The sequence below is a fragment of the Tistrella bauzanensis genome (genome assembly GCF_014636235.1).
In the GTDB taxonomy this organism is placed as follows: Bacteria; Pseudomonadota; Alphaproteobacteria; order Tistrellales; family Tistrellaceae; genus Tistrella; species Tistrella bauzanensis.
In genome coordinates this window covers 46,346-70,494 of record NZ_BMDZ01000023.1, presented here as the reverse complement: position 1 = coordinate 70,494, position 24,149 = coordinate 46,346, and the positions used below count along the sequence as shown (strand labels likewise).

Here is a 24,149-nt window from a genome sequence, read left to right as displayed (position 1 = left end):
ATGTCCCCCTCTCAGGAACACTCATACAGACTCCACTTCGCCACCGGTCGCCAGGGCTATTCTTCAAATGCGATTCCCCTGGGTGCCGGCGGGGCCTGAACCGGCACCGGGCGTGCCATCCCCCACATCCGGCGCCACGCCGGCGTGGTCTGGATGCAGAAATCCGCGTGTGCGGCGGATCGCCTCGGCGATGCCCACCCGTTCCACCCGGACACCGTCGGGAAACGCCGTGGTCAGCCGGGTCGGCAGAGCACCATCCAGCAGCACGAACACACCATGATCGTCCCGCGCCCGGATCAACCGGCCGAATGCCTGGCGCAGCCGCAGGCGGACGATGGCGTCGTCATGATGATGGCCGCCGAAGGCCAGCCGGCGGGCGCGGTGCAGAATGTCCGGCCGTGGCCAGGGCACCCGGTCGAGCACCAGCAGCCGCAGCGACCGGCCGGGCACGTCCACCCCGTCGCGCACCGCATCGGTGCCCAGCAGGCAGCTTTCCTCCTCGGCGCGGAAGATATCCACCAGGGTCGCCGTGTCCAGCGGGTCGACATGCTGGGCATAGAGGCTGATGCCGGCTGCATCCAGCGCGCCGGCGATCCGGTCATACACCACCCGCAGCCGCCGCACCGCGGTGAACAGGCCAAGCGCGCCGCCGCCCGCCGCCAGGAACAGCTCGCGATAGGCGGCCGAGATCTGTTCGGCCGACGACCGCCTGAGATCGGTCACCACCAGGGCCAGCGCCGCCTGGCCGTAATCGAACGGCGATGGCAGGCTCAAGGTCTGCGGCGTGCTGGCGATGTGGCGGGCACCGGCGCGGGTATAGGCGGTCTGCCAGTCGAGACCGTCGCGGCTGCCCGGACCGTCGCGCCTGGCCGGGCCGTCACGGCCCGATGGTGCTTCGGGCATCGGCTCCCCCGCGGCGGCGGCGGCATCGGCATCGGCGGCAGACGGCCGTTGCGGCAGACGGCCGCCGGTCAGGGTGGCCGAGGTCACCAGCAGGCCCCGGGCGCGTTCGCCGAACACGCGCGCGAAGGGCAGCATCGGGTCGATCCAGCGCCGTTTCAGCGCCACGTCGATATCGCGGCCGAAAGCGCGGTCGATCGCCAGCCAGTCGACGTGATGCGCCGGCGGGCCGTCCTCGACCACCGCCAGCATCTCGCGCCAGGATTTCACCAGCCCGGCCGCCCGGCGGCTGATCGCGCGCGCGGTGGCGTCGATCCGCGCCCGGTCGCCCGGCTCCAATGTGTCGGCCTCGTCGTCCAGCAGCCCGGCCAGGGTTTCGGCCAGCCGGCCCAGCGGCACTTCCAGCAGACGCAGCGCCGCTTCCAGATCGGCGGCGGCGGCGATCAGCTCAGGGCCCGGCGGCGCCACCGGCGCCTCCAGCCCATAAGGGGCATCGGCGCCGGCCGGCGACCGCGCCAGCACGGCACCGCGCGCCCGCGCCAGAAACACCTCGAACGGGCCGTCGGGCTGGCCGTCATCCAGGCGCTGGCGCCAGCCTTCGGCCGGCAGGGCACGGGCGGCGCGCATCGCCTCGGCCAGCGCCTCCTCGGCGGCGGGGCGGCCGGCGACCAGATCGCCCACCCGGTCGCGCAGGCCGCGCGCGCGGCTGCGACGCTGGCCTTCGCGCCCGGCGATCCAGCGGCGCAGTTCCTCGCCCTCGCGCCCCGACAGATCCACCGCGAAGGCGCTGTCGGCGGCATCGAACAGGTGATGGCCCTCATCGAACACGAAGCGGTCGGGGCCGAACGGGTCGTCGCCGCCGGCTGCCGCCTGCACCATCACCAGCGCATGATTGGCCACCACCACCCGCGCCCGCCTCGACCGGCGCTGGGCACGCTCGATGAAGCAGCGGCGGTAATGCTCGCAGGCCGAATAGATACATTCGCCGCGATGATCGGTCAGATCCAGGGTCGCGCGCCGGCCGATCAGCTCGGCCAGCCAGCCCGGAAAATCGCCGCCATACAGCGCGCCGTCGCGGGTGGCGCCCACCCAGCGCGCCATCAGCGCCAGCCCCACCCGGTCGGGCCCCAGAGCATCGCTGCGCCGCACCGCGTCCTGATAATTCAGCAGGCACAGATAATTCTCGCGGCCCTTGCGCACCACCACCCGGCGGGTCTTCTCGTCCAGATCCGGATACAGCCGGTCCAGCTCGTCATCGATCTGCTTCTGCAGGTTCTTGGTATAGGTGCTGATCCAGACCGTGCCGCCATTGCGTTCGGCCCACAGGCTGGCCGGCGCGATATAGCCCAGCGTCTTGCCGGTGCCGGTGCCGGCTTCCGCCAGCACCACCGCCGGCCCCTCGCCCTCGTGGCGGGCGGCAAAGGCCAGGCTGGCATGCATGGCATAGCGCCGCTGTTCCGGCCGGGGTTCGGCGCCGGCGCCGGTCAGGCGCTCCAGCCGCTGCACGGCTTCTTCCGGCAGCACACCAAGCTGGGTCGGCCGGCCTTCCGGCGGCTGTTCCTGCCATTCGGGCAACCGGCCCCAGACCCGCATGCCCCAGCTGTCGGCCGGCGGCACGGCGCCGCTGGCGGCGATCAGCGGTGGCCCCCAGATCCAGCCGGCCTGGGCCGCATCATGCAGCAGGGCGGCCGGTTCCAGCAGGCGCAGCTTGATCGACGCCACCTTGATCAACTGCCGGGCAATCGCCCGGATGCAGGCGATTTCCGATGCCGCATCGGTGCCGGGCGCCGGCACGTCCAGCGCCGCCGCCAACCCGCGCGCGGTGGGCGGCGGGGTTTCGGCCGGGTTGATGAAAGCGAACAGTTCCAGCAGGTCGAAGGCGCTCAGATGCGCCGGGTCCAGCCCCAGCCGGCGGGCGGTGGCGGGCCTGTGCACCACCAGCGGCGTCCGGCCGTGCCAGGCCCCAGCCACCTGCGCCGGCTGCAGCACACGCGGTGCGTCGCCGGGCCGGGCGCTCCAATGGCCACGCCCGCGCCGCGCCACCAGAACCGGGGCGTTCAGCGGGTCGGTGCGGGCGGGATCGAGACCCCGGACGGCGTCGGCTTCATCTGCGGGCATCGGGATCCGGATTGTGGAAGCGGGCCAGGAACAGGACGGGTAGCAGGAACAGGACGGGTACACAGGCGGCGGCGCCCCACGGTTATACGGGCTTGCCGCCGCCGGGGCCAGCCCGCGGCGCGTGGCGGCCCTGCACCGGGGGCTGCCCTCACATGAGATGCGGTCAATTGACCCGGGGCCGTGGCTGCGCATACAGTCGCCGCAGCAGCACGCCCGGCCGTACATGGGCAAGGCGTCCGTTTTTTCAACACGATGCGGGAACAACTCCGATCATGACCGTCGATCGCCGGCTCGCGGCCGAGGCAAAGGCCTGGCCGTTCAAGGAAGCACAGGATCTGGCACGCCGGCTGGACGGACGCCTGCCCGACAAAGGCTATGTCCTGTTCGAGACCGGCTATGGCCCGTCGGGCCTGCCGCATATCGGCACCTTCGGCGAGGTTGCCCGCACCACCATGGTGCGCCGGGCTTTCGAGGCGCTGACCGGCATGCCGACCCGGCTGGTGGCGTTTTCCGACGATATGGACGGTCTGCGCAAGGTGCCGGACAACGTCCCCAATCAGGACATGATCCGTCAGGCGCTGGGCCGGCCGCTGACCGCCGTGCCCGACCCCTTCGGCACCCATGACAGCTTCGGCGCCCATAACAATGCCCGGCTGCGTGCCTTCCTGGATGCCTTCGGCTTCGAGTATGATTTCCGGTCGGCCACCGACTGCTATCGCGCCGGTGACTTCGACGCCGCCCTCATCCGGGTGCTGGAACGTTATGACGCGATCATGGCGGTGATGCTGCCGACGCTCGGCGCCGAACGCCAGAAGACCTACAGCCCGATCCTGCCGGTCAGCCCCTCGACCGGCCGGGTGCTGCAGGTGCCGATCCTGTCCTATGACGCCGCCGCCGGCACCATCGTCTTCGATGATGAAGATGGCAGCCGGGTGGAGCAGCCGGTCACCGGCGGCCGCGCCAAGCTGCAATGGAAGGCCGACTGGGCGATGCGCTGGGTGGCGCTCGACGTCGATTATGAAATGTATGGCAAGGATCTGATCCCGTCGGCCGAGTTGTCGGGCAAGATCGCCCGCATCCTTGGCGGCCGCCAGCCCAACGGCTTTGCCTATGAGCTGTTCCTGGACGCCGATGGCCAGAAGATCTCCAAGTCGAAGGGCAACGGGCTCAGCATTGAAGACTGGCTGCGCTATGGCTCGCCGGAAAGCCTGTCGCTGTTCATGTTCCAGCAGCCCCGCCGGGCCAAGCGGCTGTATTTCGACGTGATCCCGCGCGCGGTCGACGAGTATTTCGCCCATCTGCGCAGCTATCATGCGGCGGAGGAACCGGCCAAGGCGCTGGAGAACCCGGCCTGGCACATCCATGGCGGCAATCCGCCGGAAGGCGAGCCCCCCGTCGGCTTCTCGATGCTGCTCAATCTGGCCAGCGCCTGCAACGCCGAGGACAAGGCGGTGCTGTGGGGCTTCATCACCCGCTATGCCCCGGATGCCACCCCCGAAACCCAGCCCGGCCTGGACCTGCTGGTCGGCTATGCGGTGAACTATTATCAGGACTTCGTGAAGCCGCAGAAGACCTACAAGCAGCCGGATGCCGCCGAGACCGCGGCCATCCGGGCACTCGCGACCAAGCTGGCCGAGATGCCCGCCAACACCACCGCCGAGGCGATTCAGGACGAGGTCTATGAAGTCGGCAAGCTGCACGGCTTCGACAATCTGCGCGCCTGGTTCAAGCTGCTCTACGAGGTTCTGCTCGGCCAGGAACAGGGGCCGCGCATGGGATCGTTCATCCAGCTCTATGGCCGCGCCGAAACCATCCGCCTGATCGACGACGCGCTGGCCGGCAAGTTCGCCTGAGGCAGCATCAGGGGGCGTCGACGCCGACGCCCCCTGCCGTCCGGGCCGGGCTCCATGACAGGTACGTCAGAGCAAGTCCCGCCAATGAGCCCGCCCCAAATCCGCCGCTCTTCTCAATCCCCGCCATCGGCGATGGTGGTCATCAACTGGGTGTCGCCGCCGGCGGCGGCGGTGTTGACCGACAGCACCCGTTCGGTCGCGAAACGATAGAGATAGCGCGGACCGCCGGCCTTGGGGCCGGTGCCCGACAGGCCCTCGCCGCCGAAGGGCTGGGTGCCGACCACGGCGCCGATCATGCTGCGGTTGACATACAGGTTGCCCACCTTCGCCACCGCCGCCACCCGGCGGATGGTCTGGTCGATCCGGCTGTGCACGCCCATGGTCAGACCATAGCCGAAGCCGTTGATCCGCCGCACCACCGCGTCCAGATCCCGCGCCTTGTAGCGCCAGACATGCAGCACCGGGCCGAAAACCTCGCGGGTCAGCCGGTCGGGGCTGTCGATGCGATAGGCGACCGGCGCCATGAAATGGCCGGCGGCGGCCGTGGCCTCTGCCACCGGCGCCGCCGCGATCCGGGTCTGGCCGGCCGCCTCCAGCGCCGCGACGTGATCGGTCAGCATCGCCAGCGCCTCGGCATCGATCACCGGCCCGACATCGGTCGCCAGCCGCATCGGATCGCCCACATCCAGCACCGCCATGGCGCCGGCGAGCATGGTCTCGATCCGCTCGGCCACGTCCTCCTGCACGCAGAGCAGCCGCAGGGCCGAACAGCGCTGCCCGGCCGAGCCGAAGGCCGAGATCAGCACATCCGCCACCACCTGTTCAGGCAGGGCCGAGCTGTCGACGATCATCGCGTTCAGGCCGCCGGTTTCGGCGATCAGCGGCACGATCGGCCCGTCACGCCCGGCCAGACCGCGATTGATCGCGCGCGCGGTTTCGGTCGATCCGGTGAAAGCGACGCCGGCCACCCGGGCATCGGCCACCAGCCGGCCGCCGATCCGCGCGCCATCGCCAGGCAACAGGGCCAGCACCCCCGCCGGCACCCCCGCCGCGAGCATATGGCGCACCGCCCAGGCGGCGATCAGCGGTGTCTGCTCGGCCGGCTTGGCGACCACGGCATTGCCGGCGGCGAGCGCCGCCGCGATCTGGCCGGTGAATATCGCGAGCGGAAAGTTCCACGGCGAGATGCAGGCGAACACCCCGCGCCCGGCCAGCCGGATCTCGTTGCTCTCGCCCACCGGCCCCGGCAGGACCAGGGCCCTGCTGAAATCGGCGCGGGCGCGGGCGGCGTAATAGCGCAGAAAATCCACCGCCTCGCGGATCTCGGCCAGGGCATCGCCCATGGTCTTGCCGGCCTCGCGCGCCAGCAGGCCGAAGGCGCGGGCCTGATCTGCCTCGAACCGCACAGCCGCCGCCTCAAGCACGGCGGCGCGCGCGGCACCACCTGCCGCGTCCCAGGCCGGCTGTGCCGCAACCCCGGCATCCAGCGCCGCATCCACCGCCGCCGCATCCGCCTCCGCCACCCGGCCCACGGTCATCGAGCGGTCGGCGGGGTTGGTGACCGGCTTGAAATCCCCGCCAAGGTCGCGGCCACCGACAATGGCCGAGCCATCGGCCGGCAGCGCCAGTGCCTTGGTGATCCGCGTGTCCAGATCGGCGATCACCAGCGGATCGGTCAGATCCATGCCGGCGCTGTTGACCCGTTCCGGCGCATAGATCGCCGGCGGCACCGGCAGTGACGGGTTGGGCCGCGAGGCACGCCCCTTCAGCCGCGCCACCGGGTCACCCACCAGATCGTCGACCGGCACCGTCGGATCGGCCAGCCGGTGGACGAACGAGGTGTTGGCGCCGTTTTCCAGCAGCCGGCGGACGAGATAGGGCAACAGATCCTCATGCGCGCCCACCGGCGCATAGATCCGGCAACTGACGCCACCGCCCCCAGCGCCTTTCGGTGTCTCGCCCTTCGGTGTCTCGCCCAGCACCGCCTCGTACAGCGGCTCACCCATGCCATGCAGGCGCTGATATTCGAACCGCCGGTCGCGGCCGGCCATCACGTCGATGGCCGCAACCGTATGGGCGTTGTGGGTGGCGAACTGCGGATAGATCCGGTCACGCGCCGCCAGCATGGCGCGGGCGCAGGCCAGATAGGAGACGTCGGTCGCCTCCTTGCGGGTGAAGACCGGGAAGGAGGCGAGCCCGCGTTCCTGGGCGCGCTTGACCTCGGTGTCCCAATAGGCGCCCTTCACCAGCCGCACCGGCATGATCCGGCCGGTCTCTCCGGCCAGTGCCGCCACCCAGTCGATCACCGCATGCGCCCGCTTCTGATAGGCCTGCACCGCCAGCCCGAAACCGTTCCAGCCGGCGAGCGACCGATCGGCGGCGACACGGGCCAGCAGGTCCAGCGATGGGTCCAGCCGATCGGCCTCTTCGGCATCCACGGTCAGGCCGATGCCCGCCTCGCGGGCCACGCGCGCCAGATCGGCCAGCCGGCCGCCCAGGGTGTCGAGCATCCGGCCGTCCTTGGCCATCTCATAGCGCGGATGCAGCGCCGACAGCTTCACGGAAATGCTCGGCCGCTGGATCTCGTCCAGATCCGATGGCGCCGCCTTGCCCACGGTCCTGATCGCCGCGTCATAGGCCGCCAGATAGCGCAAGGCATCCGCCTCGGTGCGCGCGCCCTCGCCCAGCATGTCGAAGGAATGCCGCCAGCCCCTGGCCCAGCCCGGCCGGGCGCGTTCCAGCGCCTCGTTGATATTCCGGCCCTGCACGAACTGCTTTCCCATCATCCGCATGGCCGCGTGCAGCGCCTGACGGATCACCGGCGCGCCGGATCGCGCCACCAGCCGGCCCAGCACCGATGACGGCGCGCCGGCGGTATCTTCCGGCCCCAGCCGCACCACCCGCCCGGTGAGCATCAACCCCCAGGTCGATGCATTCACGAACAGGCTGCCGGCGCGGCCAAGATGGGCATCCCAGTCGGCATCGCCCAGCTTGTCGCGGATCAATCGGTCGGCGGTGGTGGCATCGGGCACCCGCAGCAGGCTTTCGGCCAGACACATCAGCACCACGCCTTCGCGCGTGCCCAGCCCGTATTCCTTCAGGAAGGCTTCCACACCGCGCGCCGGCTCGTCGCCCGCCCGCACCTTGGCGACCAGGGCCAAGGCGCGCTCGCGGATCAGGGCGGTCTGTTCCGGAGGCAGGCTGGCGGCCTCGATCAGCCGCGCGGTCACCGCCGCCTCATCGGCAAGCGTCAGGTCGGCGATCCGCCGGCGTCCGGCGTCGGTCGCGGCGGCAAAGGACTGGGCGTCGGCATCGCGGATCATGATCTGTGTCGTCTCCGATGGGCGGCACGTGGCGCGGGCTGCGCCTGATTGTCTGAGATTAGCGGGATGGCCGCAGAATGTGCGGCCGTTCTGACGGTTCTTCCGCTATATTCTCCATAAAAACCCCAATATGGCAGCATGAATGACCAGGATACGCCCATGATCGACGACAGTGCCGACCCTCGCCCGCTGGACCGGATCGACCGTCGGATCCTGGCCGAACTTCAGGCCGATGGCCGGCTGACCAATGTCGAGCTGTCGCGCCGGGTGCATCTGTCGCCGACGCCCTGTCTCGAACGGGTGCGGCGGCTGGAACGGGCGGGGTTCATCCGCGGCTATCGTGCCGAACTCGATCCGGAAAAACTGGGTCGTGCGCTGCTGGTCTATATCGAAGTCAGCCTGGACCGCACCGACGAGATGGTGTTCGAGACCTTCAAGGCCGCGATCCGACAGCAGCCGGATGTGCTGGAATGCCACATGGTTGCCGGCGGATTCGACTATCTGGTCAAGGCCCGCCTGGCCGATATGACCGCCTATCGCCGCTTTCTGGGCGATTGTCTGGTCAGCCTGCCGGGCGTGCGCAGCACCCACACCTATGTCGTGATGGAAGAGGTGAAGACCGACGCCCGTCTGCCGGTCTGAGCCTCGGAGTGTGATGGTTGCATCAATGCTGCGGAAACGGCCTGTTCACGAAACTGGCCGCTTCCGCACCGCAACATGTGCACCTATCTGATCATTGCAAGCCCGCGGCAGATGACGGGCGCGCCCGGCGCCTCGGCCGGTTCGCGTACCGCCGGACCGGGCTTTCGCGGCCGTGGCAATCCGACCCGGCCGCCGTGCTCTTCCGAGGATCGATTCCAATGACCGACCAGATGTCAGGCGCCGCACCGATCGGCGATACCCGGCCGCTCTCTGATGCCAGGCTGTTCCGCCCGGTGACGCTGGGCTCGATGACCCTTGCCAACCGGGTGGCCATGGCGCCGCTCACCCGGTCGCGCGCCGGCAGCGACGGCGTGCCCTCGCCACTGGCCGCCACCTATTACGCCCAGCGCGCCGATGCCGGGTTGATCGTGACCGAGGCCACCAATATCAGCGCCCAGGGCCGCGGCTATGCCTGGACGCCCGGCATCTACAGCGAGGCCCAGGTCGCGGCCTGGAAGCAGATCACCGATGCCGTTCACGCGAAGGGCGGGCGGATCGTGCTGCAACTGTGGCATGTCGGGCGCATCTCGCACAGCAGCCTTCAGCCAGGCCACGCCCTGCCGGTGGCACCATCGGCGATCCGGGCGGATGGTCAGGCCTTCACCGAAACCGGATTCGTGCCCTTCGAGACCCCGCGCGCGCTGGATGGCAATGAAATCCCCGGCATCATCGAGGATTACCGGCAGGCCAGCCTGAATGCCCGCGCCGCCGGCTTCGACGGCGTCGAGGTTCACGGCGGCAATGGCTATCTACTGGAACAGTTCCTGCGCTCCTCGACCAATCATCGCACCGATGACTGGGGCGGATCGATCGAGAATCGTGCCCGCCTGCTGCTGGCAGCAACCGATGTGGCGATCGAGGTGTTCGGCGCCGATCGCGTGGGCGTGCGGCTGTCGCCGGTGACGCCGGCCAATGATGCCGGCCAGGATGACGATCCGGCCGCCCTCTATGGCTATGTCGCGACCGAACTGGGCCGGCGTGGCATCGCCTTCATCCATGTCGTCGAAGGCGCCACCGGCGGCCCGCGTGACAATCAGCCCTTCGATTACGCGGCCCTCAAGGCCGCCTTCGGCAAGCCGGGCTGGATCGTCAACAACGGCTACGACCGCGACAGCGCCATCGCCGCCATCGACAGCGGTGCCGCCGACATGGTCGCCTTCGGCCGGCCCTTCATCTCGAACCCCGATCTGGTCGACCGGCTGCGTCGCGCGGGCCCGCTTAACCCGCTCGACTGTGACACCCTCTATGGGGGCGGCGCCAAGGGATATATCGACTACCCCACGCTGGCGGGCGACATCGCCGCCGCCTGATCGCCACCCAACCCGCCGGCCCGGATGGATCAAGATCCGCCCGGGCCGGCCGGCATGTTACCGGCCGATGAAGCGCGGCGCCCGCTTCTCGACAAAGGCCCGCGCGGCCTCGCGATGGTCGGCGCTTTCCGAACAGCGGGTGTGCTGGATGGCCTCAAGGTCCATCACTTCTGCCAGCGTGCCGGTTTCCGCCAGGTTCATGTTGCGCTTGATGGCGGCGAAGGTCAGGGCCGGTCCGGCGGCCAGGCTGGTCGCCAGCCGGCGGGTTTCAGACTCCAGATCGGCATCGTCGACCACGCTGGTCACCAGCCCCAGCGCCTCGGCGCGGCTCATGTCCAGCACCTCGGCGGTGAAATACAGCGCCCGTGCCCGGGCCGGCCCGACCAGCCGGGTCAGGAAATAGCTGCCGCCGAAATCGCCCGACAGCGCCACCTTGGCGAAGGCCGTGGTCATCACCGCCGAACGGGCGGCGATCCGCATGTCGCAGGCCAGCGACAGCCCGGCACCGGCCGCCGGCACCGGCAGCGCGGCGATGGTCGGCCTGCCCATCTCGTGCAGCCAGCGCGAGGCTTCCATCACCTGCCTGAGTTCGGTCGCCCGGCGCTCGGTGGGTTTCGCCGCCTCCGCCTCGGCGGTCTCAGCCATCCGCTTGACGTCGCCACCGGCACAGAACGCCCGGTCGGCCCCGGTCAGCACCACCACCCGCACGGCATCGTCGGTCGCCACCCGCATCAGCGCCGCCACCAGATCGACCAGCATCGGCCGCGACATGGCGTTCAGCCGCTCGGGCCGGTTCAGGGTCAGCCAGGCGACGCCATCCTCGATGCGTTCCAGAAGTTCGGTCACGGCCGGACGCTCGGTCATCAGGTCTTCCTCCACGGGTCCGGCTTATAGACTAGACCGCCGGATTGGCACGGGCGCTGCCGCCCCGGTGCCGGCATCCGGCCGGCGGTTGAGCCTACGCCACCGGAATGGCTGAGACAATCGGGCGACACGTCCCGACAAACCGCCGGCCGGCGGGGCACCGCGCGCGGCGTCAGAGCGCGCATCCACGGCATATCCAAATATTCAATAACGGCGTTACTAAACTAGAAGGCGATTACATGAGAATCATGGTGCAATAAGGTTGTGCCTCGTCTATCGTTAACAGATAAGAAAGACCGGACCGAACGCAGAGGACGCGAAGACGGACCGATCCAGGACGAGGCTCCGGCAGCCTCGTCCGCCCGCTCTGATGGCAGACGATGAGGCTCTTGCACGCTCATCGGGATCTGCGCCAGGGCGGGCCGCATCGGCGCCGCAACCGACGATCCGCCGGGGAGGATGTCCATGAAACGGGTACTTCTGACCACCGCGCCCAAGGAGGCGCTGGTGGAAATGAACGGCATCGGTGGCAATTGGTACGATCGTACCGACACCTATATGGCGTGGACCTGCGCGAACGACCTGGATGACCGGCTGTCGGTCACCTGCCCGCCGACCGGGCTGAATTTCCTGAAGGCCAATGTGCCGGATGTGGAGCTTCTGGAATATCCCACCTGGGCCGAATACGAGAAGGCGCTCGCATCGGAACAATGGGACATGGTCGGGATCAGCTTCTACACCTGGTCGGTGCCGGTGGCGATCCAGATGGCGAAACTTGCCCGCGAGTACGGGGTCAAGGACGTCTGGGGCGGCAATTACGGCGCGATCACGCCCGGAATTCAGGCGCATTTCGACCGGCTGATCAAGGGCCCGGGCGAATATGTCCTGCATCAGTATGTCTATGGCCGGCCGCTTGAGCGGGTCGAGCATCCACCGATGATGGGCTATTCCAGCTTCCGTGGCGTCAGTTCGCCGGTGGGCTATCTCTACAGCAAGCGCGGCTGCAACATCGGCTGCACCTTCTGTTCCACGCCGGTGTTCAACCCCAAGGAAGACGCCATCTTCATGGAGGACATGGAGCGGGCGCTGGATGCCTATAAAGAAAACAACGTCGCCCATGTCATCATCTATGACGAGTCGTTCTTCCTGAAGAACGACATCGCCGAGCGGGTAGTCGACGGGCTGGCCAAACGCGGGCTCGGCTGGATCTGCCTGACCCGCGCCGACCTGCTGCGCGGCCGGATCGAGGAGTTGACCGACCGGGGCATGGATGGCGCGATCATCGGCATCGAAAGCTATCGCGACAAGAACATCGCCGATGTCCAGAAGCGCGACGATGTCTATAACGTCCGCGCAACCGTCCGCGAGCTGATCAAGAACGGCCGCCGGGCGCTGGGCACCTTCATGGTCGGCTTCCCCGATGACAGCATCGAGGATATGGAATACGACATCACCCAGCTTGCCGATGAGGGCCTGTTCGCCTGCCAGTTGACCCTGCTCACCCCCTTTCACGGCACCAAGCTGTGGAAGCAGATGGAGCATCTGGTGACCGAGACCGATCTGTCGAAGTTCGATCTCTACAACCTGGTCTGGAACCACGCCAAGATGTCGCCGAGCGAAGCCCGCGACCTGATGGCCTGGGCCCAGCGCAAGGTCAACGACCCCGATGTCGTGGCGCAGAAGATCAAGCAGGACATGAAGGACAAGCTTCGGCGCGAGATGGCGGCCAAGCGCGGCATGCTGCCGCCGGGCAGCCGGCCGTCGCGGCTGGGCCTTGGTGGCGGTGCCACCAGCGGAGGCATGGCGGCGGGCGCTTTCGGGTCACCCGACCGCTGATCTGAAGCCGGCCGCATTGGCCGATCACCCTGTTTTCCAGACAGCACGGCAACCTGCCGGCGGGATCGTGCCGACGCGGGCTCCTGGCGGAGACCCGCGCGCACATCCCCGCCCGTCCGAGGGACCGCTGATGAGTGCGCTTAAAGTCCTGGCCATCCAGCTTGGCTTTCATCCTGACTATCCGGATGTGTCGACCCTGGCCACCACCTATAATGACGGTATCTATTACGTCGCCTCGTTCATCGCCGATCAGCTTCCAGAAGCCGAGATCGAGATGTGCCAGATGTTCTGGGGCGAGAAGCCGGCGGATTTTCCGCTGGAAGACTATGACGTCATCCTGATCTCGGCGCTCGCCACCCATTTCTGGTCGAACATCCCAACCCTGGAGACGATCAGCCGCAGGCGGCGGCGGGATGCGCTGGTGATCATGGGCGGACCGCATGCCGCCTTCGCCCCGCATGAGGCGCTGAAATACGCCGACGTCGCGGTTCTGGGCGAGGGCGAGTTGCCGACACTGGAGTTGATCGCGCGTCGCGCATCCGGCGCGACGCTCGATCTGGACGGCATCCCCAACATCGCCTGGATCGGCACCGATGGCCGGCTCCGGGTCAACGATATCAAGCGGTTCGACAAGATCTCGACCAGCATCCGCCCGCAGCTTCTGGCCCGCGCGCCCAAGTTGCACTGGGCGACGGTGTCGATGTCGCGCGGCTGCCCGTTCGACTGTTCGTTCTGCTATGCGATCCGGCTGCTGGGCCGCAAGTTCCGCACCAAGACCATCCCCGACATCGTGGCCGAGCTGGACGGCATCCATGCCCAGACCGGCTGCACCCGGTTCTATGTCACCGACCTGAATTTCACCACCCGCCGCGATTTCTGCGAGCAGGTGGCGCGCGCGGTGCGTGACCGGCCCTATAAATTCATCTCGATGAGCCGCATCAACCACGCCGATGATGAGGATCTGGTGCTGGAGATGAAGGCATCGGGGTTCGATGAATACTGCCTGGGGGTCGAATCCGAGGATCCCGGCGTGCTGAAGGCCTTCAACAAGAAGGTCGATGCCACCGAGCAGACCCAGCGGCTGTGGAAGTTCGCCGAGAACGACATCTACATCCATTCGGCGATCATCTATGGCCTGGACGAACAGGACCGCGCGGCGATCGAGCGCACGGCGCGCTGGTGCGCCGATGCCCGCATCGTTCATCCGACCTTCGTCTGCCTTGCGGAATATCCGTTCCAGAATCTGCTGTTCGGCGCCCGGCAGGATGTGGAAGACCACCGGATCATCATGGAAGTGCCGACATACCAGCACTACTCGTTTGTCGGCATCTTCCCCCGCCACATGCGTCCGTCGGCATTGCAGCAGGCGATCCTCGACAGCTACGACATCTTCTTCGAACGGGCCTTCGAGGTGGAAACCCGCCCACAGCGCCGGATGCGTTTGAAGTCGTACCAGCGCAGCGTGGCGCTGGGGCGCGCGGGCATGGAGCGCCACATCGCCTTTCTGGAAAAGCTGGAGCAGCCCTATTACACCCGCGAGGGCAGCCTGCGCGAGGATCTGATCCGGTCCGATTTCGAGGACCGTCACGGCGCCACCCGCGACTGGCTGGCCGGCACCGCCCGCGGCGCCGAACCCGCCTTCGCCAAGGCCTATGCCAGATAGGCCGGCACGTCATGCCAACGAGGCCGGGGCCCGCCTGATGACTGCTGCAACTGCCATCCCGTCCCATCCCGACGACGCGGGCCGCCGCTTCGCGGGCTTCCTCGACGCTCTGCCCGCGCGCACCGCCTGGGCCGCCGTCGCCCGCATGGCCGAGACACATCCCCATGCGGCCGGCTTGCGCGTGATCGAGCGTGGCGGCGGCGAGGCGGTGCTGACCCGCGCCGATCTGGCGACGCTGGCCACCGCCGGCGCCCGGGCGCTCGCGGCGGCGGGGATCGTCGCCGGCGACCGGGTGGTCCTGGCACTGCCCGCCTCACGGTTGTTCCTGGCGTTCTATCTGGGCGCCGGCGCATCGGGCGTTCTGCCGGTGGTGGTGGCACCGCCACCGGTGCCTGTGCCGGCAGCCGCGCGCCAGCATCTGGCCGATATCGCGCGGCGGGCCGACGCCCGGTCGATCATCGCCGAGGCCGCCACCACGGCGGCCCTGGCGGCCGATGGCGACGGCGCGCTCGCCGACGCACCCGGCGCCCGGCTTGCCGCCGCCGATGCCCTGCTTTCAGCCGGCCTGAAGGCGCCGATGCCGGTGCTGGGGCATGATCCGCATGGCATCGCCCATCTTCAGCAGACATCCGGATCGACCGGCAGTCCGAAGCTCGCCGTGGTTCACCACGACCGGCTGGCGGCCAATCTGGCCCAGATCGGCGCCGCGATCTGTGCGACGCCCGCGGATGTGTCCGGCGACGTGCTGGTCTCGTGGCTGCCGCTGTCGCACGATATGGGGCTGGTGGGGCTGAATTATGCCCTGCATTGGGGCATCGGCATGGTGCTGGCCGACACGGCCGAATTCCTGCGCAACCCGATGAACTGGCCGGGCTGGATGTCGCGCCATCGCGGCACGCTGTCGCCGGCGCCCAACAGCGCCTTCCAGATGTGCGCGCGGCTGGCCCGGTTGCGGCCGCCGCGCGGGCTGGATCTCAGCGGCTGGCGGGTGGCGCTGTGCGGGGCCGAGCCGGTCCATGCCCGCACCCTGAACGGCTTCGCCCAGGCTTTTGGCGACCACGGTTTCGCGCCGGCGGCGCTGCGCCCGGTCTATGGGCTGGCCGAGGCGACGCTGGCCGTGGCGATTCCGCCCGTGGGCGGCTGTGTGGTCGACCGGATCGATGCCGATCGGCTGGCCGAGGGCGGCCGCGCGGTCGCCGCCGGCGACACGGTCGCGCGCCATCTGGACGCCGTGACCCTGGGGCCGGCGGTGCCGGGGGCGGGGCTCCGGATCACCGGCACCGATGGTCGCGATCTACCCGACCGGCAGGTGGGTGAGATCGAGATCTTCAGCCCGGCCGCGGTTCAGGGTTATTGGCTGGACCCGGCCGAAAGCGCCCGGCTGTATCGGCCCGACGGCTGGCTGCGCACCGGCGACCTCGGCTATCTGGCCAACGGACAACTCCATGTCACCGGCCGGGCCAAGGATCTGCTGATCTTAGGCGGGCGCAACTTCACCCCCGCCCAGATCGAGGATGTGGCCGAGGCCGCGGCCGATGCCGCGGTCACGCCGTCGGTGATCGCGGTCGGCCTGACGGATGAGACCATCGGCACCGAGGCACTGCACCTGCTGCTCGACACACGCCTCGGGCCCGAAGACGCGCGACCCGTGATCGCCCAGGCGATCCGCGATGCGCTGCACGAGGCCTTCGGCCTGACCGGCATCGGCACCCACTGGATCGCTGCCGGCCTGATCCCGCGCACCCCCAGCGGCAAGATCCAGCGCTTCCGCTGCCGCGAGATCGTCGCCGCCCGCCTTGCGGACCGTCAGCAATCGACACCCGCCAGAACGCCCCCCACGAAGACTGCCCCCACGAACGGGAGGATCACCGGATGAACGCGCCCAAAGACCCCACCTTCAAGGCCGAGCCGCTGATTCCTGCCGATGCCGGCGCCACCCCGCTTGAGCCGATCGCCATTCTGGGCATCGGCTGCCGCCTGCCCGGCGGTGCCGACGGCCCGGCCGCCTTCTGGCAGATGCTGCGCAACCGGGTGGATGCCGTGTGCGAGGTGCCCGCCGACCGCTGGAACGCGGCGCTGTTCCATCATCCCGACCCGGCATCACGCCCCGGTACCATCGGCACCCGCATGGGCGGTTTCATGGCCGATATCGACAAGTTCGATCCCGGCTTCTTCGGCATCTCACCGCGCGAGGCGCAGTTGATGGACCCCCAGCAGCGCCTGCTGCTGGAAGCGGCGGTCGATGCGATCGAGGATGCCGGGCTGGGGCTTGAGCGGCTGGACGGGTCGGAGACCGGCGTGTTCATCGGCATCGCCGCCTATGATTATGCCGAGATCCAGCACGGGATGAACAATCGCGAGCTGATTTCCGGCCACACCAATACCGGCCTCGCGCTGTCGATCGCCGCCAACCGGATCAGCTATCTGCTGAACCTGAAAGGCCCCAGCGTCGCGGTCGACACCGCCTGCTCGTCATCGCTGGTGGCGCTGCATCTGGCCTGTCAGTCGCTGCGCAGCGGTGAAAGCCGGGTGGCGATCGTCGGCGGTGTCAACGCGATCCTGAAGCCCGAGCCGACCATCGGCTTCAGCCGCGCGTCGATGCTGTCGCCCGATGGCCGCTGCAAGACCTTCGACGCCCGCGCCAATGGCTATACCCGTGGCGAGGGCGCCGGCATCGTGGTGCTGAAGCCGCTATCGGCGGCGCTGGCCGATGGCGACCCGGTCTATGCGGTGATCCGGGCGACCGTGGTCAATCAGGATGGCCATACCAACGGTATGACCGTGCCGGGTGAGGACTCCCAGGCGCGGATGCTGGAGACGGCCTATGCCCGCGCCGGGGTCATACCCGGCCATATCCAGTATATGGAGGCCCATGGCACCGGCACGCCCGTGGGTGACCCGATCGAGGCCCGGGCGCTTGGCCGGGTGCTGGCCCAGGGCCGCCCCGCCGGCACCGCCTGCGTGGTCGGATCGGTGAAGACCAATATCGGCCATCTTGAGGCCGCCGCCGGTATCGCCGGCCTGATCAAGGCGACGCTGGCGCTGCATCACCGGCGGATACCGTCGAATCTGAACTTCCAGAGCCCCAATCCGGCGATCGATTTCGATGGCCTGATGCTGAAGGTGGCGACCGAGGACCAGCCCTGGCCCGAGAATGGTCATACCGCCCGCGCGGGCGTGAATTCATTCGGCTTCGGCGGCACCAATGCCCATGCGGTGCTGGAGGCGGCCCCGCCCGAGGCGGTGATGGCGGTGCGGTTCGACGATGCGGCAACACCCCTGCCCGACGCGGCCGAGGCGCGGCCGGTGCTGCTGCCGGTATCGGCCCGTGGCGCCGAGGCCCTGTCGGGTGCGGCAACCGCCCTGGCCGACGCCCTGGCGACGCCGGCCCTGGCCGCACGGCCGCTGACCGCGATCGCCGCCTGGGCCGGTGCCCGGCGCAGCCAACATGATCACCGTCTGGCGGTGATTGCCAGCGACCATGGCGAAGCGGCGGAGCGGCTGCGCGATGCCGCCGCCGGCACGGCTGGCCCCGGCATCATCGCCGGACGCGGCCGCGCCGCCAACCGGCCCGGCGACCCGGTATTCGTGTTCTCTGGCATGGGCCCGCAATGGTGGGCGATGGGCCGGCAATTGATCGCGGGCGAGCCGTTGTTCCGGGCCACGATCGAGGCATGCGATGCGCATCTGAAGGCCGCCGGCGCCCCCTGGTCGCTGATGGACGAGATGCTGCGCCCGGAAGCGCAGAGCCTGATGGCCGAGACCTATATCTCGCAACCGTCGAATTTCGCGCTGCAGGTGGGGCTGGCCCGGCTGTGGCGGCATTGGGGGATCAGGCCATCGGCGATCGTCGGTCATTCGACCGGTGAAGCCGCCGCCGCCCATATCGCCGGACAACTGGATCTGGCCACCGCCTGCACGGTGATCTATCACCGGTCGCGCGTGCAGCAGCGGGCCAGCGGCAAGGGCCGGATGCTGGCCGCGGCCCTGACCGAGGCCGAGGCGCTGGAGCGGATCGCCCCGGTCGCCGACCGGGTGTCGATCGCGGCCATGAACGGCCCCGGTATCCTGACCCTGGCCGGCGATGCCGAGCCGCTGGAGGCGATCGCGGCCGGGCTTGCCGAGGACGGCCGGTTCAACCGCTTCCTGACCGTGGCGGTGCCGTTCCACAGCCACCACATGGACCCGCTGCGCGAGGATCTGGAGGCATCGCTGGCGGCAATACGCCCGACGGCGGCGACCACCCCGCTCTATTCAACCGTCACCGGCGCACGTGCCGACGATCTGCCCTATGACGCCGCTTATTGGTGGCGCAATGTCCGCCAGCCGGTGCGCTTCGCCGACGCGATCCGCGCCCTGATCGCCGACGGCCATGACAGCTTCCTTGAGATCGGCCCGCATCCGGTGATTTCTTCGTCGATCGACGACACCGCCGGCGAGACCGGCACCAAGGTGCGCACCGCCCATTCACTGCGCCGCCAGACAGATGAACGCAGCGTGCTGCTGACCAATCTGGCCCAGTTGTACACGGCCGGCCATGACATCGACTGGCTGGCGGTCAATGGCCACGACCAGGCCGGCGCCGAGAGCGGCCGTCGGCCGGCGCCGGTGCCCCTGCCCGCCTATCCCTGGCAGCACAAGCGGTACTGGCAGGAAGCGGCGGAAAGCCTGGATGGTCGCGTGGGTGTGCCGCCGCATCCGTTCATCGGCCGCAAGCTGGCGAGCGGCCTGCCGCTGCGCGAGATCCGCGTCGATCTGGACCGCCTGCCCTTCCTGGCCGATCACGCGGTTGGCGGATCGGTGCTGTTCCCCGGCGCCGGCTTCATCGAAGCCGGCATCGCCGCCTGGACCGCCGAGACCGGCAGCCGGCCCGGTTCGGTCGAGGATATCCGCTTTCTGAAGGCCCTGATCCTGGGCGCCGACCGGGCGGTGAAGCTGCAGGTGGCGCTGGACCCCTCAACCGGCGGCGCGCGCATCCTGTCGCGGCCGCTGGGCGAAGACGATGCCCCGTGGGCGCTGCATGCCACCATGACCCTGAAGCCGCAGACCGCCGCCCATGGCCATGCCCAGGCGGTGGATCTGGCGGCGGCCGCCGCGCGCTGCGACCAGGGCGTTGCCGATCGCGGCTATGGTGCCTTCATGGCGCGCGGGCTTGCCTATGGCCCGGCCTTTCAGGGTATCGCGGCGCTGAACCGGGGCGCCGGCGAGGCGCTGGCCCGGATCGTGCTGCCCGATGCCGCGCGCGGCCAGGATGGCGCCGGCGACGCCACTGGTGGCTATACCTTGCATCCATCGGTGCTGGACGCCTGCTTCCAGGCGGTGCTGGGCGCCATTGAGGGCACGGCCGCCGCATCGGGCGCCTATCTGCCGGTGGCCGTGGAGCGGCTGCGGCTGCTGGCCCCGGTCGCCACAGATCCCGACATGGTCCTGAACGCCCATGCCCGGCTGCTGACGCTGAATTCGAAACAGCTTGATGCCGATATCCGCCTGACCGACGCCACCGGCCGGGTGCTGGTCGAGGTGCAGGGCTTCACCTGCATGGCGCTCGATCAGGCCGGCGCCGGCGGGCGCGGCGAGGCGGCACAGCTCGACCGCCGGCTGTTCGCCGAACACTGGGTGGAACAGGCCGCCGGCGTGGTGGCGACCGACCTGCCCGCCCCGGCCGATCTGGTGGGCGAGGTGACCCCGCTGCTGCCGCCGATGGTCGAGCGGCTGGGCCGTGCCGGATACTACGCCGATGCCCAGCCGCTGCTGGACCGGCTGACGGCGGCCTATGCCAATGCCGCTTTCGCCGAGTTGGGCGCCGAACTGGGCGCCGATCCCGCATCGCCGGACGTGGCCGCCGCTTTGGCGGACACCATCGACCCGCTCCATCACCGGCTGCTGGCCCGGCTGGCGGCCGTGGCCCGCACCGAAGGCGATGCCGCACGCGTGCCGCCCGAGAGTGTGCTGGCCCTGATCGAGCAGCGCCATCCCGAGCTTGAACCCGAACTGGTGCTGATCCGGCGCTGTGGGGCGGCGCTGGCCCGGGTGCTGACCGGGGCACAGGATCCACTGGACCTGATCTTCCCCGACGGCGCCCAGACCGATGCCGAGCGGGTCTATCGCGACAGCCGCAGCTTCGGCACCTATAACCTGATTCTGGAACAGGCCGTGCGGGCGCTGGTCGACCGGCTGCCCGCCGACCGGGCGATCCGCGTGCTGGAGATCGGCGCCGGCACCGGCGCCACCGCCGCCCATCTTCTGCCGGCCCTGCCGTCGGCGCGCACCGATTATGTCTTCACCGACATCTCGACCGCCTTCACCGCCAAGGCCGAGCAGAAATTCCGCGACCACGGCTTCGTCCGCTATCGGCTGCTCGACATCGAGAAGGATCCGGTGGCGCAGGGCTTCGCGCCGGCCAGCTTCGATCTGGTGATCGCCACCGACAGCCTGCATGCCACCCGCGCCATCGACCGCACCCTTGGCCACGCGACCGGCCTGCTGCGCCCCGGCGGCCTGATGGCGCTGGTGGAACTGACCGCACCGCCGCCCTGGTTCGATCTGGTGTTCGGCATGCTGAAGGGCTGGTGGGCGTTCGACGATGCCGAGGCCCGCCCGGCTCATGCCTGCATGGCGCTGCCGGCCTGGGAAGCGGCCCTTGCCCGCGCCGGATGCGACACGGTGGCGGCGCTCAGCGACCGCGCCGATGGCGGCCCCACGGTGCACAGCGTGATCCTGGCCCGCCGGTCGACCACCGCGCAGGCGCTGCCAGTCGGCACCGACCCGATCGGCGCCGAGGACGATGGCGGCGACGCGCTCGACAGCCTGCTGGGGCTGAGCACCATGACCCGGGCGAAACCCGGCTGGCTGGTGCTGGGCGACGGGCGCGGCGTCGGCGCGGCGCTGGCCCGGTCGCTTGAGGAACGCGGCCATCCGGTGCTGCTGGCCGGTGGAGAGGACGCCCGTCGGATTCCGTCGCTGATCGACCGGGCGATGGCGGCGCTGCCCGAGATCGGCGGCATCGTTCATCTGTGGTCGCTGGATGCCGGGCCGACCGAGGCCGCCGATATGGTGGCGGTGGAGGCCGCCGGCGCCGGCGCCCTGCTCGACCTCGTCAAATCGGTCACCGATCCCAGCTTCGGCAACCCGCCGCGCCTGGTGGTGGTAACGGCCGGCGCCAGACGCGCCACCCCGGCCGATCCGGCGCCGGAGGCCGCACAGGCCCCGGCCTGGGGCTTCGCGCGGGTGCTGACCAACGAGCATCCGGAACTGGGCACGGTGATGGTCGACCTGTCGGCGGGAACCGATGGCGGGAGCGGACCGGAGGTCGAGGCCCTGGCCGCGATCTGCGCCGAGGGTGCCGGGGCTGAAACCGAGATCGCCCTGCGCGGCGATCGCAGCCTTGTCGCCCGCATCCGCCCCGAGACCGTCGACAGCCTGCGCCGCCGGGCGCTGGACCCGCGCCCCGTGCAGGCCGACACCGCCTTCCGGCTGAACGCGCTGAAGTTGGGCGCGCTCGACAATCTGATGCTGACCCAGATCACGGTGCCCGAGCCCGGGCCCGACGAGGTCGAGATCGAGGTCGCCTTCACCGGCCTGAATTTCCGCGACGTCATGAAGGTGATGGGCATCTATCCCACCGAGGGCGACGAGCCGCTGGTTCTGGGCGATGAGATCGCGGGCCATGTGGTCCGCACCGGCCCCGGCATCACCGATCTGGCCCCCGGCGACCGGGTGATCGCGATCGCGCCGGGCTTCGCCAGCCGCACCGTGGTCAAGCGCGGTTTCGTGGCCAGGCTGCCCGACGGCGTGGCCCTGGATGGCGGCGCCACCATTCCGATCACCTTCGTGACGGTGTGGTATGCGCTGCATCATCTGGCCCGCGCCGAGGCGGGGGAACGCATCCTGATCCATGCCGCCGCCGGCGGTGTGGGGTTGACCGCCATTCAGGTGGCGAAGCGCGCGGGGCTGGAAATTCATGCCACCGCCGGGTCGCCCGAGAAGCGCGATTTCATCCGCGGCCTGGGTGTCACCCATATCTATGACAGCCGCAGCCTGGATTTCGCCGACCAGATCATGGAGGCCACCGGCGGCGAAGGCGTCGACATGGTGCTGAACTCGCTGGCCGGCGAGGCGATCCCCAAATCGCTGGGGGTTCTGCGCGCCTATGGCCGGTTCCTGGAAATCGGCAAGACCGACATCTATGGCAACAGCCGCATCGGGCTTCGGCCGTTCCGCAACAACCTGTCCTATTTCGCCATCGACCTGGACCGGGTGTTCCGGGAGCGCCCGAAACTGGCCGCCCGGCTGATGACCGAGGTGGCGGCGGCCTTCGCGCAAGGCACAGATGGCGGGCCGGCGCTGGAGCCGTTGCCGCGCCGGGTCTGGCCGGTCTCACGCGCCGAACAGGCCTTCCGGCACATGGCGCAGGCCCGGCATATCGGCAAGATCGTGCTGGAGATGGCGGATGCGGAGGCCCGCATCGCGCGGCCGCTGCCCCGGCCGCTGCCGCTGAAGGCCGATGGCACCTATCTGCTGACCGGCGGGTTGGGTGGCTTCGGTCTGGCGGTCGCCGAATGGCTGGTGGCGCGCGGCGCCGGCACTGTGGTGCTGGCCGGCCGGTCGGGTGCCGCGACGCCCGAGGCGCAGGCCGGGGTGGACCGGCTCCGCTCGGGTGGCGCGCGGGTGCGGGTTGAGCGCTGCGACATCACCGACCGCGCCGCCGTCGATGCCATGCTGGGCCGGATCAGGGCCGAGTTGCCACCGCTGCGGGGCGTGCTGCACGCCGCCATGGTGCTGGACGACGACCATGTGCTGACCCTGGATCGTGACCGGCTGGCGCGGGTGACCGCGCCAAAGGTCAAGGGCGCCCTGAACCTGCATCTGGCGACCCGCGACGACCCGATCGAGCTGTTCATGATGTTCAGCTCGTTCGCAGCCATGGTCGGCAATCCGGGTCAGGCCAATTACGTCGCCGCCAACCAGTATCTGGTCGCGCTGGCCGAGCGCCGCCGCGTGCAGGGTCTGCCGGCGCTGGTGGTGGATTGGGGCGCGATCGGCGGGGTCGGCTATGTGGCGGCCCATGACGAGATCGCCCGGCATTTCGAACGCCATGGCCTGACCCCGGTTCAGGCACCGGATGCGCTGGCGGCCATTGAGACGCTGCTTGGCGCTGGCGCCGTCGCCACCGGCGTGATCGACATCGATTGGGCGAAATGGGCGCGTTACCTGCCCGAGATCGCCCGCAACCCGCGCTATGGCGACCTGCCGATGACCGAGGGTGCCGGCGCTGGCCAGGGTGGTGGCGACAGCGGCGAGCAGATTCTGGCACAGATCCTGGACGCTGCCGGTGAAGACCGACCGGCACTGCTGCAGGCGGCGCTGGCCGACCGTCTGGCCACCGTGCTTGGCACCAGCGCCGATGCGCTGGACACCGGTCAGCCACTGGCCGATCTGGGCCTGGACAGCCTGATGGCGGTGGAGTTGAGCTGCCTGATCGAGGATGACCTGGGCGTGAAGACCCCCGCGATCGAATTGACCCAGAGCCCGTCTCTCTCCAAGCTAACGGAACGGTTGCTGACTGCGATCGCACCCTGAA

The 24,149-nt window shown here is 69.3% G+C and carries 10 protein-coding genes; 7 read left to right on the top strand and 3 right to left on the bottom strand.

The features are described from left to right. Nucleotides 1-63 precede the first annotated feature (63 nt). Nucleotides 64-3,018, bottom strand: coding sequence for an ATP-dependent DNA helicase (locus IEW15_RS11325; RefSeq protein ID WP_188577888.1), 2,955 nt, complete (start codon nucleotides 3,016-3,018; stop codon nucleotides 64-66). A 272-nt stretch (nucleotides 3,019-3,290) separates the two neighbouring features. On the opposite strand from IEW15_RS11325, the gene IEW15_RS11320 reads away from it, so the two are divergent. Next, complete coding sequence (locus IEW15_RS11320) at nucleotides 3,291-4,871, top strand: lysine--tRNA ligase (protein ID WP_188577885.1); 1,581 nt, start codon at nucleotides 3,291-3,293, stop codon at nucleotides 4,869-4,871. A 113-nt stretch (nucleotides 4,872-4,984) separates the two neighbouring features. Here the strand turns inward: IEW15_RS11320 and putA are convergent, their stop codons facing one another. Next, nucleotides 4,985-8,194 carry a bifunctional proline dehydrogenase/L-glutamate gamma-semialdehyde dehydrogenase PutA gene (gene putA, locus IEW15_RS11315; protein ID WP_188577883.1) on the bottom strand — a complete coding sequence of 1,070 codons (3,210 nt, stop codon included), beginning with the start codon at nucleotides 8,192-8,194 and terminating at the stop codon, nucleotides 4,985-4,987. 159 nt (nucleotides 8,195-8,353) lie between these two features. On the opposite strand from putA, the gene IEW15_RS11310 reads away from it, so the two are divergent. Together IEW15_RS11310 and IEW15_RS11305 are read left to right on the top strand one after the other, a co-directional pair. Then, nucleotides 8,354-8,836, top strand: a complete 483-nt coding sequence (locus IEW15_RS11310; protein WP_195825716.1) for an Lrp/AsnC ligand binding domain-containing protein — start codon at nucleotides 8,354-8,356, stop codon at nucleotides 8,834-8,836. A 230-nt stretch (nucleotides 8,837-9,066) separates the two neighbouring features. Beyond that, a complete protein-coding gene (locus IEW15_RS11305; RefSeq protein WP_188577903.1) occupies nucleotides 9,067-10,206 on the top strand; it encodes an alkene reductase in 1,140 nt (379 codons plus the stop codon). Nucleotides 10,207-10,263: 57 nt separating this feature from the next. On the opposite strand, the gene IEW15_RS11300 is transcribed toward IEW15_RS11305, so the two are convergent. Beyond that, nucleotides 10,264-11,070: an enoyl-CoA hydratase gene (locus tag IEW15_RS11300; protein WP_229708025.1), complete on the bottom strand. Its 807-nt coding sequence runs from the start codon at nucleotides 11,068-11,070 to the stop codon at nucleotides 10,264-10,266. A gap of 465 nt (nucleotides 11,071-11,535) precedes the next feature. Here IEW15_RS11300 and IEW15_RS11295 point away from each other — a divergent pair, with 465 nt between their 5' ends. The 4 genes from IEW15_RS11295 to IEW15_RS11280 all read left to right on the top strand — a co-directional run bounded on the left by IEW15_RS11295 (nucleotide 11,536) and on the right by IEW15_RS11280 (nucleotide 24,148). Beyond that, the gene (locus IEW15_RS11295) at nucleotides 11,536-12,906 is read left to right on the top strand and encodes a B12-binding domain-containing radical SAM protein (protein WP_188577879.1); all 1,371 of its coding nucleotides are present in this window, start codon (nucleotides 11,536-11,538) and stop codon (nucleotides 12,904-12,906) included. 130 nt (nucleotides 12,907-13,036) lie between these two features. Beyond that, a complete protein-coding gene (locus IEW15_RS11290) occupies nucleotides 13,037-14,569 on the top strand; it encodes a B12-binding domain-containing radical SAM protein (protein ID WP_188577878.1) in 1,533 nt (510 codons plus the stop codon). A gap of 37 nt (nucleotides 14,570-14,606) precedes the next feature. Next, the gene (locus IEW15_RS11285; RefSeq protein ID WP_188577876.1) at nucleotides 14,607-16,445 is read left to right on the top strand and encodes an AMP-binding protein; all 1,839 of its coding nucleotides are present in this window, start codon (nucleotides 14,607-14,609) and stop codon (nucleotides 16,443-16,445) included. Next, a complete protein-coding gene (locus tag IEW15_RS11280; RefSeq protein ID WP_188577874.1) occupies nucleotides 16,442-24,148 on the top strand; it encodes a type I polyketide synthase in 7,707 nt (2,568 codons plus the stop codon). Before IEW15_RS11285 ends, IEW15_RS11280 begins: the two co-directional genes overlap by 4 nt. The last annotated feature ends 1 nt before the right edge of the window (nucleotide 24,149 follow it).

Excerpts from the sequence above, each read along its gene's own strand:
- IEW15_RS11310 (WP_195825716.1), top strand. The coding sequence starts at position 8,354 with ATGATCGACGACAGTGCCGACCCTCGCCCGCTGGACCGGATCGACCGT.
- IEW15_RS11305 (WP_188577903.1), top strand. The coding sequence starts at position 9,067 with ATGTCAGGCGCCGCACCGATCGGCGATACCCGGCCGCTCTCTGATGCC.
- putA (WP_188577883.1), bottom strand. The coding sequence starts at position 8,194 with ATGATCCGCGATGCCGACGCCCAGTCCTTTGCCGCCGCGACCGACGCC.
- IEW15_RS11325 (WP_188577888.1), bottom strand. The coding sequence starts at position 3,018 with ATGCCCGCAGATGAAGCCGACGCCGTCCGGGGTCTCGATCCCGCCCGC.
- IEW15_RS11290 (WP_188577878.1), top strand. The coding sequence starts at position 13,037 with ATGAGTGCGCTTAAAGTCCTGGCCATCCAGCTTGGCTTTCATCCTGAC.
- IEW15_RS11285 (WP_188577876.1), top strand. The coding sequence starts at position 14,607 with ATGACTGCTGCAACTGCCATCCCGTCCCATCCCGACGACGCGGGCCGC.
- IEW15_RS11320 (WP_188577885.1), top strand. The coding sequence starts at position 3,291 with ATGACCGTCGATCGCCGGCTCGCGGCCGAGGCAAAGGCCTGGCCGTTC.
- IEW15_RS11280 (WP_188577874.1), top strand. The coding sequence starts at position 16,442 with ATGAACGCGCCCAAAGACCCCACCTTCAAGGCCGAGCCGCTGATTCCT.
- IEW15_RS11300 (WP_229708025.1), bottom strand. The coding sequence starts at position 11,070 with ATGACCGAGCGTCCGGCCGTGACCGAACTTCTGGAACGCATCGAGGAT.
- IEW15_RS11295 (WP_188577879.1), top strand. The coding sequence starts at position 11,536 with ATGAAACGGGTACTTCTGACCACCGCGCCCAAGGAGGCGCTGGTGGAA.